Origin of the sequence: Zymobacter sp. IVIA_12111.31 C1, assembly GCF_047495495.1 — a bacterium.
Classification (GTDB): Bacteria; Pseudomonadota; Gammaproteobacteria; order Pseudomonadales; family Halomonadaceae; genus Zymobacter.
Map to the genome: position 1 here is coordinate 1,495,689 of NZ_CP179930.1, position 14,634 is coordinate 1,510,322.

Here is a 14,634-nt window from a genome sequence, read left to right on the forward strand (position 1 = left end):
AGTGCGTGACAAAAAATGAAATGCGCCTAAAGAGGCGCACGTATATATCAGGATATCGGATCGCCACACCGAAAGGCGCAGCCAGAATGGGAAAATTATCGTATTTCAGCGAGATAGCCGTATTCTGCGCTAGCGCCACCACCAGGTGATCAACCACACCACGATCAACACGCCCACCGCAATAGGCCACCAGCGCGAACCGGAACGCACTTTGGGCTGAAGGTGACGCTGCTCAGGGCGTAACGCCACCAGAAACTCCGATAAACGCCGGAAGCGCAGCCCACGACGTGGCGATAGCGCGCGCTGCAGCGCATCATCCAGCACAGGCGAGACACTCGGCACACGCTCGCGCAGTGGAATATAGGTCATCTGCGCACGTGCTGCCTCGCTGCGGATACTGTCGAGCGGGACGTCATACGGCATTTCACCGTGTGGTTCACGCCCAGTCCAGCGGTAGCTCAGCAGCCAGTAAATTAGGGCTGCGAGGGAAAACTGATCGCTACGCCGCCCTACTTCACCGTTCAGCGCATACTCCGGCGCATTGAACGGCGTCAGCCCGATATCGCAGGTCAGCGATAGCAGTTCCTGCTTGGAGGCCAGTTCGCGGTCTTCACAGGCGGAAAAGTCGACCAGCATGATCTGGCCGTGCGCGTCGATCAAGAACGACTCGGGCCGCAGCCGCTGATGAATAACATTGTTGTGCGTCAGCGTTGATACCGCCTTACACATCTGGCGCGCCAGATCGAGGCGGTGCTCGTAAGAAACGTTCGGATGCGCACGCAGCCAATCGGGTAGCAAATCGCCTTCGATGTAGTTCAGCAGATAGTAATAGTAGTTGCGCGGGCGTGGAGGATTAGCCACGCGATTGATAAACGGCGAGCGGACGCGTTCGATCAGCTCACGCTGGTGCACGAAGTGCTTGAGAAACGGGCTGCGCCGCGACAGTTGAGGGCTGATGGTTTTGAGTACAAAGCGGCGCCCACTGTCAGGGTCCAACACCCGATAAATGCGCACTTTTTCGGTGCGTTGCGTGACCTCTTCGATCAGATAACCGTCCAGTTCGTCCCCCACGCGCAGCTCGGGCGGCACCGGCGGCTCCCCGTCCAGCAGCGATGCAGTTTGCTGCTGTTCATCCGAAGTCGCTTCGATCTGATCGACACGCACCAGCTGGAAGCAGAACGAATCATCGCCATAACCACGTTCGCTGGCTTGCTCGCTGGCACGATGACAGAGCTGCTGGCAGGCTTCATCTAGGTCGATGGCATGCTGACTGATGACCTGCACATAGTCACTGGGCGTTAGCGTGCCGTTCACGGCTTGAGTGGTGAATAGGAAGATGTCCCCCGGTTTGACCGGCAGGCGCATGTATTCGATATCGAGATTGACGTCCATCCCCAGCGCTCGCGAAGGATAGCGATAGCCGCCCAGCTCGGTGATGTGATCACGCGTCAGCTGATCGCATTCCGCGCCACGGATACGGTAGACACGAGTATCCCCAGCATGGAACAGGTGCGCCATGTCGCGCTTAAAGATCATGGTAGAGAAGGCACTGACATAGCTGCCACCGCGGATAAAGCGGCTCTGGCTATAGCACCACATGTTAAGCGCACGCAGTACACGGTGCACCGCATATTTGGTGTCCCAGTGCTCCGGCGTGGAATAGTAATCGTCGATGAATCCTCGCACCGCCAGATCTGCCGCTTGGCGGGCAATGGCATTGCGTGACGGGGAGTCGGCGATGACGGCGCATCCTCCGTACTGTGGCTCTGGCAATACCTGAGGGCATTGCACCGCCATAAAAGAACGGTGATGGCGAGGCATGGCGGCCACGAAAGCTTGCCCAGAGCTCAGTATCAGTTGATGTGCCAACGAAACGTCTCCATGCAACATAAGGGAACATATAATAGAGAGACACGCGCTTGTTTTCGATGCGCAAAAAGTCGGGGGCACCTTTCGCCAAAGCCACGAAACATGCCGTCTCGAAACGATAATTCACCGGATTGCTTATCGGCAGGTTGGTAATCCCCGCAACGACTTCGTATACTCTGGCGCTGTCCACGGACAGCGGCTCAAGGTATATGTGTGCGTCAAGTGCCTGCGCTTGAGCCAACTGCCGCACCTTCAACCTGTATTCATGACATCAAGGCCTTTCTTCATGAGTTTCAAAGACATCCCTGCGGGCAAGTCACTGCCCGATGACATCTACGTCGTCATCGAAATTCCGGCACAGCACACGCCGATCAAATACGAAATCGACAAGGATTTCGATGCGCTGATGGTCGACCGCTTTATGGCCACGCCGATGTTCTACCCGGCCAACTACGGTTACATCTCTCGCACACTGGCTGACGACGGTGACCCCCTCGATGCACTGGTCGTCACGCCGTATCCTGTTCAGCCGGGTAGCGTCATCCGCGCTCGTGCCGTCGGCATGCTGAACATGTCCGACGAAGGCGGTGAAGATACCAAACTGGTCTGCGTACCGCACGCCAAACTCACCACGCTGTACAATGATGTCAAAGAAGTGACCGATCTTCCGGAACTTCTGCGCCAGCAGATTGCCCACTTCTTCGAGAACTACAAAGACCTCGAAGCAGGCAAATGGGTCAAGGTTGACGGCTGGGAAGGTGCTCAGGCAGCACGCGACGCCATCCTCAAAGCCGTTGAGGCCTACAACGCACAGAAATGATGCGGCCTTGACGTGCTACGAAGCGCTCCGTTCAGGGGCGCTTCTTGCTTACCCACGCTGGTTTACCATGTTCTCGGCCAGCGATACCCTTCTTTGCCGCTCTTCCCTTTACGCGCGGAGCACCTTTCTGCATGCCCATGCCTCGCTTCTGTACTCGGCTATTATGCCTGTGGACGCTGATCCTATCGCTGTTCTCTCTGTGCGCCCATGCCGACGATACGTCGCCGTCCATCATCCAGCGCCACCTAGTGGCCGATACCACAACGCCAGCCGCGCCATCGTTTCTGCCACCGGGCCAGGCCTTCAAGGTCGACAGTGCCGAAAACGAGCACGGCCCGTACATTACGCTTGAGGCAGCCCCGGGCTACTACCTGTACCGGGATCGCATCCATCTCACCCAAGCGGGTCAGGATATTACCGATCGCGCCCAATTCAGTCCTCCGCAGCAGAAAAACGACCCTTCATTTGGTCAGGTCTCGGTCTATCACGACCAAGCACATATCACCCTGCCCAACTGGCAGACCGATTCGGCCCCCATCAATATCCGCTATCAGGGCTGCGCCGAAGCAGGACTGTGCTACCCGCCCATGCAAAAGACGCTCAGCGTACCTGCAAGCGCTACATCTTTTGACCACGCGCCCCCCAGCACTACGAATAAGGTCCTCAGCGCTACCCCGACAACCCCCGCGCTGTCGCCCTGGACACTGCTGATGCTTTTTGCGGCGGGCGTTGGCTTAACCTTTACGCCCTGTGTGCTGCCCATGCTGCCCATCGCCTGTGCGATTGTGGTAGGCCGCACACCGTCTCGACGCCAAGCGCTGGGGCTATCGCTGGCGTACGTGATAGGCATGGTTATCGCCTACGCGCTATTAGGTCTAGTGGTAGGACTGTTCGGCAGCAGCCTGCAACTGCAGGCCCAATTGCAGCGTGCTTGGGTACTGGTTCCGATGGCGGCCGCCTGCATTGTGGCAGCGGGCTGGCTGTTTGATCTCTACCAACTGCGACTGCCACTGTGGCTGTCCATACGCATGCAAAATGCCAATGATCGCCTGCATCAGCGCGGCCTGATCGGTACGATCGCCACCGGCGCACTTTCAACACTGGTGCTCTCTCCATGCCTGTCCGCCCCGTTGGCCGGCGTATTGGTCTACCTCAGCACAACGGGCAACGTCGTTATGGCCATGCTGGGGCTGGTGGCACTTGCGCTAGGAATGGGCACCCCCATCATCATTTGCTGTACGTTTGGGGCGGGGCTGCTGCCACGTGCAGGCGCATGGATGACCACGGTCAAGGGCCTGTTCGGGCTGATGCTACTGGGCACAGCGCTATGGCTGCTGGCCCGCATCCTGCCACCGGCATGCACTCTGTTGCTATGGGGCATATGGGGACTGGGTGGGGCGCGACTACTGGGCGCAGGCTTGCCACTTCAACAGGGAAGCCGAGCATTGCTGCAAATCATCGGCTGGGCAGCAACAATATGGAGTGTCGCCTGTATCACAGGCGCAGCGGCTGGCGGCCACGACCCACTTCGCCCTTTGGCCTCCTTTACCGCCTCGACCACCACCGAGCCACACCCACGGTCATCTTCGGATACTGCCTCGCCCTGGCCTCGTCTCGACAGTATGGAGGCGCTACAGCGCGTACTGGACGACAGCTCAAGTCAGCCGCTACTGATTGATATTTATGCAGATTGGTGTACCAGCTGCCAGCAGATGGAGCGCACGGTATATGCAGCGCCTGAATTGCAGCCAATTCTGAGTCTTTTTCGGGGTTTTCGACTGGATGTCACACATCCGGACGAAAAGACGCTCGAATTTCTGCGAGGCCACGGTTTATTTGGTCCCCCGGGCGCTCTATTTTTCGTTGAGGGACAAGAGGCTGCCGATGAGCGTATCGTCGGCGAACGTTCGCGAGAAGAAGTGGAAAATCACCTGCGCGCGGTGCTGAACGCATCACGTCGTGCTCAGCCATGACTAGACACTGCCTTTAATTTTCGGCAAACTCCATCTCCATCGGCTGAGCGGGCATATCTTCGACTATCATGAAGCGATCTTCGAAGTTCTTGCACAGGTTAACAGCGTCACCCTTATCGTTGACCTCTGCACGACTCACGCGCTAGGCCCTCTTGATCTACGCCCCTGCTGTCCCAAGGCACAGGGGTATTCATTTCACAGCTATCGGAACTGAATTACACATGGACATTCGCAAGGTCAAAAAACTGATCGAACTGCTGGAAGAATCCAACGTCAGCGAAATCGAAATTCAGGAAGGCGAAGAATCCGTCCGCATCAGCCGCAACTTCAGCCAGGTAGGCGGCCAGGCACCGGTGACAGCTTACTACTCTGCTCCGCAGCCAGTTCAAGCCGCAGCACCTGCTGCTCCGGCACCCGCTGCCGCAGAAGCACCGGCAGCACCTGCCGCTCCGGCAGGCCACGCGGTCAACTCTCCGATGGTCGGCACCTTCTACCGCGCTTCCGCGCCGGGCGCCAAGCCGTTCGTTGAAGAAGGTCAGCAGGTTCGCAAGGGCGACACCGTCTGCATCGTCGAAGCCATGAAGATGATGAACCAGATCGAAGCGGACAAGGACGGCGTCATCGGTGCCGTACTCGTTGAAGACGGTCAGCCGGTCGAATTCGACCAGCCGCTGGTTACTATCCTCTGAGCCACTTGCCCCTGTCAGCAGCGCACTGCGCCTGACAGGGTGTCTTGCTGCACCTGTCTCACCGAATCTGCGAGAAGATCATGTTGCAAAAGGTACTGATCGCCAACCGCGGCGAAATTGCACTGCGTATTCTGCGTGCATGCAAGGAGCTCGGCATCAGAACGGTGGCCGTTCATTCGAAAGCCGATCGTGACCTCATCCACGTCCGCCTGGCAGACGAAGCCGTCTGCATCGGCCCGGCTTCCCCGGCCCAGTCCTACCTCAACATTCCGGCACTGATTTCTGCCGCTGAGGTCACCGACGCCTCCGCCATCCACCCCGGCTATGGCTTCCTGTCCGAGAACGCTGACTTTGCCGAGCAGGTAGAACGCTCTGGTTTCGCCTTCATCGGCCCGACCGCCGACGTCATCCGTCTAATGGGTGACAAGGTATCGGCTATCGAATCCATGAAAGCCGCTGGTGTACCGACCGTCCCCGGTTCTGATGGCCCGCTGCCGGCCGATGATCAGAAGATCATCGACTTCGGTCGCCGCATCGGCTACCCGGTTATCGTCAAAGCTGCCGCTGGTGGTGGTGGTCGCGGTATGCGCGTCGTGCGTGAAGAAAGCGAACTGCTGGAAGCGGTCAGCGTTACCAAGACCGAAGCCAATGCCGCATTCGGTAGCGACGTGGTCTACATGGAGAAATTCCTGGAAAATCCGCGCCACATCGAAGTTCAGGTGTTGGCTGACGGACAAGGGAATGCTGTCCATCTTTACGACCGCGACTGCTCGCTGCAGCGTCGTCACCAGAAGGTTCTGGAAGAAGCACCAGCACCGGGTGTCGATCCTGAAGCGCGTGCACACGTGCTCAAGTCCTGCGTCGATGCCTGCATCAAGATTGGCTACCGCGGTGCCGGTACGTTCGAATTCCTGTACGAAAACGGTCGTTTCTTCTTCATCGAAATGAACACCCGCGTACAGGTCGAACACCCCGTCACTGAAATGGTGACCGGTGTTGATATCGTCAAGGAACAGCTGCGCATCGCTTCCGGCCTGCCGCTGTCCGTCCGTCAGGAAGACATCAAGCTGCGTGGTCACGCCTTCGAGTGCCGCATCAACGCCGAAGATGCTGATACGTTCATGCCGTCTCCCGGCAAGATCACCTTCTACCACGCACCGGGCGGTATCGGCGTACGTATGGATTCCCATATCTACACCGGCTACACCGTTCCGCCGTACTACGACTCTCTGATCGGCAAGCTGATCACGTGGGGCGATGACCGTGCCAGCGCGCTGACACGCATGCGCAACGCCCTCGACGAGATCCTAGTGGAAGGCATCAAGACGAATATCCCGATGCAGCAGCGTCTGGTGCGTGACGAAGCCTTTATCAAGGGCGGCGTCAACATCCACTATCTGGAAAATTCGCTGGCGTCGAAAAAGCACTGAGTGAAAATTGGCAGGCCTTTTGGTATAAACCAGGGCCTGTCATTTCGCTTCCAAAGAGCGGCCAGGTGCCGCTCTTTTCGCAGGTGCAGCTTTTGTGCCGCCTGCATGCTTCTCTCTTCTGACTTTCGCGTCAGTGTTGTCTTATCGCGACACTGGCCGTGCTTACCGAGGTATTGCTGCCATGGCATGGCTTCAGCTCAAGGCCTGTATCGCCCCTGAACACGCCGATCTGCTCGAATCACTGCTGACCGATGAGGGCGCTTGCGCCATCACGCTCGAAGATGCCGAGGACACACCGGTATTCGAACCAGAGCGCGGCACCACGCCACTGTGGGCACATACCGTACTGAAAGGACTGTACGACGACCTTGAAGGCGTTGACGGCATGCTGAGTCGTGTACAGCAAGGCTGGGCTAGTCAGCTGCCGGAGGTACCCGCCCCGCAGATCGACTACGAGATCCTACAAGATCAGGACTGGACGCGAGTTTGGATGGACGACTTCCACCCACTGCGCATGGGCGAACGCCTATGGATCGTCCCGAGCTGGCACGAACCACCCGAACCGGACGCCGTCAACCTCATCCTTGATCCGGGCCTTGCCTTCGGTACCGGCACGCACCCTACCACTGCGCTGTGTCTGGAATGGCTAGACCAGCAAGCTGTGGAAGGTGTTCTACAGGGTCATACCCTGCTGGATGTAGGCTGCGGTTCTGGCATTCTGGCAATCGCAGGCCTCAAGCTGGGCGCGCGCTACGCCCGCGGCACGGACATCGACCCGCAAGCCCTACTGGCCAGCCGCGACAATGCTCAACGCAACGCCATCGAGGACGCGCAGTTCACGCTGCACTACCCCGAAAATGCACCGCAGGAAACCTACGATATCGTGGTGGCCAACATTCTGGCGGGACCACTCGTCGAGCTGGCGCCCATGATCGCGGACTATGTTGCTCCCGGTGGCCGCTTTGCGTTGTCCGGCATTCTGGCCAACCAAGCTAACGATATCGTTGCGGCGTACGAAGCGCAGGGCCTGTTCGTCAAGCCGCCGGTAGAGCGTGAAGGCTGGATTCGCGTTGATGGCTACCGCCCGGAGTGATGTAAACGCATGAGCTTTACCGTTCTGCCGCCGCGACTACCCACTATCGGCCCCTATGCGCTGACAACACCGTGCATTTTGGCCCCGATGGCCGGTGTCACGGATCGTCCCTTTCGTCAGCTGTGCCGACAGCTGGGCGCGGGGCTAACCGTATCGGAAATGGTCACCTCCGACCGGACTCTATGGCATACGGCAAAGTCGAAACTGCGCCTTGACCATCGTGGCGAACCCGAACCCCGCATCGTTCAGATTGCCGGCGGCGATCCCGAAATGCTCGCAGACGCAGCACGAGGCAATGTCGAACACGGCGCCCAGATCATCGACATCAATATGGGCTGCCCGGCCAAGAAAGTGTGCAACAAAGCAGCTGGCTCAGCACTGCTACGCGATGAACGACTGGTTGGCGATATCTTGGCCGCCGTGGTATCCGCCGTCGACGTACCGGTCACGCTCAAGATCCGTACGGGGTGGTGCGAAAATACGCGTAACGGCATGCGCATCGCCCGGCTGGCCGAATCGCTGGGCATTCAAGCGCTCGCCGTTCACGGCCGTACGCGTGAACAACGCTATACTGGCGAAGCGGAATACGACACTATCGCGGCCATCCGACAGGCTGTCGATATTCCGGTATTCGCCAATGGCGACATCGACTCACCGGAAAAGGCCTATCGCGTTCTGCAACACACTGAGGCCGATGCCGTCATGATTGGCCGCAGTGCCCAAGGGAACCCATGGCTATTCAGGGAGATCGTTCACTACCTGCAGACGGGAGAGTATCTTGCCCCACCCTCTGCCAACGAACGGCTCGCAGTCATGCAGATGCACTTAAGCGCGCTGTATCAACACTACGGCGATTACATGGGCGTGCGCATCGCCCGAAAGCACGTGGGCTGGTACCTTCAAACCCTACCGGAAGGCCAACAGGCTCGCGCCCGTTTCAATGCACTCGAGACGCCAGAGCAACAGCGCGCGTTCGTGCACGCATTTCTGTCGCCAATATGCGCCAGCATGTGAGAAAGACATCATGAGCCACGATACACAACCGAAGCACGCCGATACGCATCCCGCCTCTTCTGCTCAGCAGCACGCTGTGCAGGAATCGCAGGCGACGCTACGCGAGACCGTTGCCGCAACGATGCAGCGCTATTTCCATCATCTAGATGGAGAAACGGTAACCGACCTGTATGACATGGTACTGGCCGAGGTCGAAGCCCCTCTGCTCAGCAGCGTCATGGACTACGTGCATGGCAACCAAACGCATGCCTCGCAGATGCTTGGACTCAACCGCGGTACACTGCGCAAGAAACTCAAACAGTACAACCTGCTGTAACCGCCCCGCTCTACTCCTGCATCAGCCTTATTGGCACCATCGCTAATGACACGCCGTGACATGTATTGGCTCAACCAAGAGGCAGGTCACGGCGACAAACCCCATATACATAATAGAAGCAGCTTTGCCGCTATGGTAAATAGCTCATAAAACTCAGATGCTTCTGGTGTTGGTTCAAAAATGTGTACAACAACTCGATTGGAAATTTTATTGAGCGGGAGTGTTTCTATATTAAAATGATATCTCAGTTAAAAAAGAAATCTGTCATATAAAAATACAAATGGATAGAGCAGGACGGGAATATGTAAAAATATTATCTATGCAACGGAATTTTAAAAGAAAAAGTGCGTAAAAAATTTAGATGCAGATAATCCTATTTCATTGCCCATAAACCCACCTTTCAAGGTGGGTTTATTTTTAATAGCTGCTCTTTAGTTCAGTAGCCATTGACACTAAAACTTACTTATAGTAGCGGGATAAAGAAAAAATCATGTGGGGTGCGACAAAATGAACAGTCAATGGCAGATAGATCTTTTTAACGATTTACAGAATGCGATAGATATGCAAGATGTTCTCGATGCAAGCTTGAAAGTAGTTAAACCGCTGGGATTTGAATTCTGTACATTTAAAACAAAATTTGCAATACCTCTAGCAAATAGAAAAACATATGTTTTAGGAACTTATGAAGATAAAGTTCATCAAAAAAACACTTCTGGTGGCTATGATGAAGCACCTGTTACTACTCACTGCTCAAAAACAAATATCCCAGCGATATGGACGGGAGAAAGTGAAGGCGAAATTTTTGAAAAAGATCCTGAAATGCTAGAAGAATATTTCAGCTGGGGGCATAAAGCCGGATGGGCACAATCAGTGACTGAAGGTGGAGGGCAATTTAGTATGTTCTTTGTAGATAGCCCTGAAATTATGACACAGTCTTATCTTGAGAACGATGTTAATTTTAATTTAGAGTGGATTACTATGGCTGTCCATAGTGTGATAACCAGAATAAGAACTTCAACTCAAGGAAAAGTACAACTATCAGAAAGAGAAAAAGAAGTGTTGAGATGGTCAGGTGATGGAAAAACGGGGTGGGAAATTAGTAAAATACTTAATTTGAGTCAAAGCACCATTAATTTCCATATACGAAATGCAATGTTTAAATTAAACACTCCTAATAAAACATCTGCCGTTGTCAAAGCAATTTACCTTAATCTATTGCATTAACTCTCCTCTAGCCCGCCTAACGGCGGGCTTTATATATCGCATCAATTAAGCTATTGTATAGTTTCTATTGTTTTATCAAAAGATGTTTTGTTTTACATTCCGCAAATTCTTTCTGTACGCCTAAAGCATTTTATATTTCAACATTTTAATTTATTTCTGATTCAACAATGAATTGAGCTTCTCTGCTGTCATACAGTGCCGGTCCTACTACTTTGCCCAGGAGATCATCTACTATATTATTGACCTTTTAATAAATTACTTATAAATCAAAATTATAGTAAATTTTATAGAATTAGTTTTATAGCACGTCTTTGTAGCAAAATTCTTAGGCATTTTCTGAAAAAAACACCCTTCGTGTCTGTTTCTTGACGCGATGGAAGCTATAAGCGATCAAAACGCTAAAATTCGATATATAAAAATGAGTTTCTTTGTGAAATCAAAGTGATTGCTGCACTTTTGTGTGTGTAGTGCACTGTTGATGACAACCCTGCTCATTTGTAGTAACTCAACCCATTGTTTTTAATTAGTTAGTAATCAATTTGAGGGGAAATAGAATGGCAAATGGGTACTATCCTCCGGGATATTTTACGTTTCATGCAGAAGGTGCAAGCACAAATCCCGCAACAAATTCGTTGCATTTTCCGAAAGGAAAATCAGGTGTAACCATTGGACCAGGATACGATCTAAAAACAAAAACAAAAGAAGATGTTTATAGAGATATGGTTGCTATTGGAGTAAGCAAAGAAGATGCGAATATAATAAAAGAAGGTGTTGGAAAAATGCATGAAGAGGCTCAACGCTTTGTTGACGAAAATAAAAATAAAATAAAAAAATTGACAAAAGCTCAAAAAATAATGCTTTTTAAAATCATATGGAATTCAACATACTATGCTGGTACGAAGAGTGTATACAAAGCTAAAGTACCTAAGAAAGTCTTTGAAAAAGATATTAAAATCTTAAACAAAGCAGACTCAACATTATCTTGGGACAAATCAAGCTGGGATGATTTGAATGATAAAATTTTAGATATAGCAGTAGATTTGCATTATCAGGGTGCCCTTGCTAAGAATAGCTCTTTACAATATGCTATATCCAAAAATGATCCTTTATACCTAGCTGACTGTATTGAAAAGTTTCCTGCTTTAGTCTCTTATGACAGCAATCGAAAAAGAATTCCATATTTGCGAGGAACATTCAGTGGCCCTTCAGATTTTTAAAGTATTTTCTATAATTAGTTTTTTTTCTTTTAGTATTTGCCATGCTAGAGAAATAAACTCATGTTACGACGAACCATATTCTTATAAAGTGACAGAATGCTTTAATAAAAAAATAGAAAGTAAAAAAGAAGAGTATAAAAAGACAAGAGATAAATATATAAGCGATGTTTCTAAAATGACAGATGATTATAAATCATTCGTTAAAAAAGAAAAAATCGTAAACAATGAGTGGCTTAAACTGTTGGAAAAAGATTGCGCAATGAGAGCAATACCAGCGGGAGAAGAAGATGGAGAAGCATACAACACTGCTTATCTAGAGTGTGTTTCCAACATGTATACAGAAAGAACAGAGTCTTACAAAAAACTTCTTATCATAAATTAAATGCTGAGGTGATTAAGAATGGCTTTTGATGCTTATTTGAAAATCGACGGAATTGCTGGTGAAGCGTTAGATTCAAATCACAAAGATTGTGATTGAAATTACCGACTTTCGTTATACAGTAGAACAGATTGTTTCAGCTACTGCATCAAGTGCAGGCGGAGCTACTGCTGGAAAATCAAACTTTCCAGATTTCAGTATTAGTAAGCACATTGATAAATCATCTCCTAAATTGTTCGAATTGTGTGCGTCAGGAAAACATATCAAAAACATAGTAATTCATATTAATAGAGCTGGTGGTAAGCAAGAAAAATATTTACAAATAAAGCTTGAAGAAGCAATTATCACTAATGTTTCTGCCTTCGGGAGCACTCATGATGATCTCCCTCTTGAGCATGTCAACTTTAGCTATGGCCGTATCTCATTCACATACATTCAACAGAGCCGTGCTACAGGCCAGGCTGGAGGCAACATCAGTGGTGGGTGGGATCGCGTAGCGAATAAAACGTATGCTTCGTGAGATAGGTTGAAACCAAATTAATAAGACAGAAGCCCGCGTGAGCGGGCTTCTTCTTCCACACTAGGCACTACGGAAATTGAGTCATCACCGGTGAGGCAATACGCGCCTCCCCATGTATTTTTATCAACACCTCATCATTTTTTTCTGCACACCTTTGCTGATAGCCAACCTCCTGTGCAAAGCCTCTATTTTCGGGCCTATAGCGCACTTTCATCACATCAAAAGGCAGCCTCTCAGCCCCGAACAGTACATACAAGGACTGTTTTTTCACGCCATTCTGCTGTACTTTCGATGTTCTATTGAGGGCTTGCCCAGTGCAGGGCAAGCTATATCTGTTTGTTTCTGGAAGCGATGATACGCTCTTGAAAAAACAGTATTCCTGCGGTTGTAGCCTCCCGCAGAAGGAGGCAAGACCTCAGGGCAAACGTGCTATTCATGCAGTGCCTGTCCTACTACTTTGCCCAGGAGATCATCTACCATGTCGTTGACACCCGTTCGTCGTGCCTTGTTGAGCGTTTCGGACAAGCAAGGGCTAGTACCGCTCGCTCAAGCGCTTATCGGACACGGAGTCGAGCTGCTGTCTACCGGCGGTACCTACCGCACGCTCAAGGAACACGGGATCGAAGTGACGGAAGTGTCCGAGCACACCGGTTTTCCGGAAATTATGGGCGGTCGTGTTAAGACCCTGCATCCTCGTATCCATGGTGGCATCCTGGGACGCCGCGGTCTCGACGATGACGTCATGAAAGCGCGCGACATTCCTCCCATCGACATGGTCGTTGTCAATCTTTACCCCTTCGAAGCCACTATCGCTCGTCCTGACTGCTCGTTCGAAGATGCCATTGAAAATATCGATATCGGCGGGCCAGCCATGGTGCGTTCCTGCGCCAAGAATCACAGCCATACTACTATTGTCGTCGATCCAGCGGACTACTCGGCTCTGATCAACACGCTCGAACGTTACGACGGTAAGGTCGACCACGAAACACGCTTTCGTCTCGCCTGCAAGGCATTCGCGCACACTGCAGCCTACGACACGGCCATCGCTCACTATCTGCAGCACTGCCAGCGCGGCGATGCCACAGTAACGCCAGATGAGTTCCCGGCGGAATGGCAGCCGGAGCTACATCTCCAGAGCACCCTGCGCTACGGCGAAAATCCGCACCAGCAGGCCGCGTTCTATACCGAGCCGCATCCACCGGCAGGCTGCATTTCTACGGCCAAAGCGCTGCAAGGCAAGGCTCTGTCGTACAACAATATCGCCGATACCGATGCCGCACTCGAAGCGGTCAAAGGCTTCGAAGCGCCGGCCTGTGTCATCGTCAAGCATGCCAACCCGTGTGGTGTCGCTACCGTCAGTAATGAAGAAGGCGGCATTCGCACAGCCTATGCCCGGGCCTTCGAAACCGACCCTGAGTCCTCCTTCGGGGGCATCATTGCTTTTAACCGTCCGCTGGATGCCGATACGGCCAGCGATATCATCGGTAAGCAATTTGTCGAGGTCATCATCGCGCCCCACATCACACCAGAAGCTTTGGCCGTGACGCAGGCCAAGCCTAATGTTCGCGTACTCGAATGCGGTGATTTCAGCACATCGGCACAGCCGCAGTGGGACATGAAGCGCGTGACGGGCGGCCTGCTGGTCCAGACGCAGGATGCCGGTGTCGACGATGAAAGTGAGTTCCACGTCGTCACTGATCGTGCGCCAACCAAACAGGAATACCGCGACTTGCTGTTTGCTTGGCATATCGCGCATTTCGTGAAGTCCAACGCCATTGTTTATGCCCGTGACGAACGCACCATCGGCGTAGGGGCGGGTCAGATGAGCCGCGTCAACTCTGCCCGCATCGCCGCCATCAAGGCCGAGCATGCCGGTCTGCAGGTCGAAGGCGCCGTTATGGCTTCTGACGCCTTTTTCCCGTTCCGCGACGGCATCGACAATGCCGCCAGTGTCGGGATCAAAGCTGTCATTCAGCCCGGCGGTTCCATCCGTGATGAAGAGGTTATCCAGGCCGCCAACGAAGTGGGCATTGCCATGATCTTCACCGGGAAGCGCCACTTCCGTCACTGATCCGCACATCAGAAACGCG

Annotated in this window: 15 protein-coding genes; 12 read left to right on the forward strand and 3 right to left on the reverse strand. The window is 52.7% G+C overall.

The genetic code is table 11. The annotated features are described in order from the left end of the window. Positions 1 to 129: 129 nt before the first annotated feature. A complete protein-coding gene (locus ACMHYW_RS06705) occupies positions 130 to 1,869 on the reverse strand; it encodes a protein kinase domain-containing protein (protein ID WP_414501444.1) in 1,740 nt (579 codons plus the stop codon). A 286-nt stretch (positions 1,870 to 2,155) separates the two neighbouring features. Between ACMHYW_RS06705 and ppa the strand changes: the two genes are divergently transcribed. Both ppa and dsbD read left to right on the forward strand, forming a co-directional pair. Further along, positions 2,156 to 2,689, forward strand: a complete 534-nt coding sequence (gene ppa, locus ACMHYW_RS06710; RefSeq protein ID WP_414501445.1) for an inorganic diphosphatase — start codon at positions 2,156 to 2,158, stop codon at positions 2,687 to 2,689. 131 nt (positions 2,690 to 2,820) lie between these two features. After that, positions 2,821 to 4,662 carry a protein-disulfide reductase DsbD gene (gene dsbD / locus ACMHYW_RS06715; protein ID WP_414501446.1) on the forward strand — a complete coding sequence of 614 codons (1,842 nt, stop codon included), beginning with the start codon at positions 2,821 to 2,823 and terminating at the stop codon, positions 4,660 to 4,662. 13 nt (positions 4,663 to 4,675) lie between these two features. Here dsbD and ACMHYW_RS06720 read toward each other — a convergent pair whose 3' ends face one another. Next, positions 4,676 to 4,801: a hypothetical protein gene (locus ACMHYW_RS06720; protein ID WP_414501447.1), complete on the reverse strand. Its 126-nt coding sequence runs from the start codon at positions 4,799 to 4,801 to the stop codon at positions 4,676 to 4,678. An 82-nt stretch (positions 4,802 to 4,883) separates the two neighbouring features. Here ACMHYW_RS06720 and accB point away from each other — a divergent pair, with 82 nt between their 5' ends. The 9 genes from accB to ACMHYW_RS06765 all read left to right on the forward strand — a co-directional run bounded on the left by accB (position 4,884) and on the right by ACMHYW_RS06765 (position 12,544). Next, positions 4,884 to 5,351 (forward strand): acetyl-CoA carboxylase biotin carboxyl carrier protein, encoded by a 468-nt coding sequence (gene accB / locus ACMHYW_RS06725; RefSeq protein WP_414501448.1) that lies wholly within the window; start codon positions 4,884 to 4,886, stop codon positions 5,349 to 5,351. A gap of 80 nt (positions 5,352 to 5,431) precedes the next feature. Next, positions 5,432 to 6,781 carry an acetyl-CoA carboxylase biotin carboxylase subunit gene (accC, locus tag ACMHYW_RS06730; RefSeq protein ID WP_414501449.1) on the forward strand — a complete coding sequence of 450 codons (1,350 nt, stop codon included), beginning with the start codon at positions 5,432 to 5,434 and terminating at the stop codon, positions 6,779 to 6,781. Positions 6,782 to 6,962: 181 nt separating this feature from the next. Next, the gene (gene prmA / locus ACMHYW_RS06735) at positions 6,963 to 7,874 is read left to right on the forward strand and encodes a 50S ribosomal protein L11 methyltransferase (protein ID WP_414499247.1); all 912 of its coding nucleotides are present in this window, start codon (positions 6,963 to 6,965) and stop codon (positions 7,872 to 7,874) included. A 9-nt stretch (positions 7,875 to 7,883) separates the two neighbouring features. Next, positions 7,884 to 8,888 (forward strand): tRNA dihydrouridine synthase DusB, encoded by a 1,005-nt coding sequence (gene dusB, locus ACMHYW_RS06740; protein WP_414499248.1) that lies wholly within the window; start codon positions 7,884 to 7,886, stop codon positions 8,886 to 8,888. A 10-nt stretch (positions 8,889 to 8,898) separates the two neighbouring features. After that, the gene (fis, locus tag ACMHYW_RS06745; protein WP_414499249.1) at positions 8,899 to 9,204 is read left to right on the forward strand and encodes a DNA-binding transcriptional regulator Fis; all 306 of its coding nucleotides are present in this window, start codon (positions 8,899 to 8,901) and stop codon (positions 9,202 to 9,204) included. Positions 9,205 to 9,711: 507 nt separating this feature from the next. Then, the gene (locus ACMHYW_RS06750; protein WP_414499250.1) at positions 9,712 to 10,428 is read left to right on the forward strand and encodes a LuxR C-terminal-related transcriptional regulator; all 717 of its coding nucleotides are present in this window, start codon (positions 9,712 to 9,714) and stop codon (positions 10,426 to 10,428) included. Between the two features lie 554 nt (positions 10,429 to 10,982). Beyond that, positions 10,983 to 11,645 carry a hypothetical protein gene (locus ACMHYW_RS06755; protein ID WP_414499251.1) on the forward strand — a complete coding sequence of 221 codons (663 nt, stop codon included), beginning with the start codon at positions 10,983 to 10,985 and terminating at the stop codon, positions 11,643 to 11,645. Then, positions 11,626 to 12,027, forward strand: a complete 402-nt coding sequence (locus tag ACMHYW_RS06760; protein WP_414499252.1) for a lysozyme inhibitor LprI family protein — start codon at positions 11,626 to 11,628, stop codon at positions 12,025 to 12,027. Before ACMHYW_RS06755 ends, ACMHYW_RS06760 begins: the two co-directional genes overlap by 20 nt. 88 nt (positions 12,028 to 12,115) lie before the next feature. Beyond that, positions 12,116 to 12,544 (forward strand): Hcp family type VI secretion system effector, encoded by a 429-nt coding sequence (locus ACMHYW_RS06765; protein WP_414499253.1) that lies wholly within the window; start codon positions 12,116 to 12,118, stop codon positions 12,542 to 12,544. Positions 12,545 to 12,611: 67 nt separating this feature from the next. Here the strand turns inward: ACMHYW_RS06765 and ACMHYW_RS06770 are convergent, their stop codons facing one another. After that, positions 12,612 to 12,815, reverse strand: a complete 204-nt coding sequence (locus ACMHYW_RS06770; RefSeq protein ID WP_414499254.1) for a hypothetical protein — start codon at positions 12,813 to 12,815, stop codon at positions 12,612 to 12,614. A 207-nt stretch (positions 12,816 to 13,022) separates the two neighbouring features. Between ACMHYW_RS06770 and purH the strand changes: the two genes are divergently transcribed. Next, complete coding sequence (gene purH, locus ACMHYW_RS06775) at positions 13,023 to 14,615, forward strand: bifunctional phosphoribosylaminoimidazolecarboxamide formyltransferase/IMP cyclohydrolase (protein ID WP_414499255.1); 1,593 nt, start codon at positions 13,023 to 13,025, stop codon at positions 14,613 to 14,615. Positions 14,616 to 14,634: the final 19 nt, after the last annotated feature.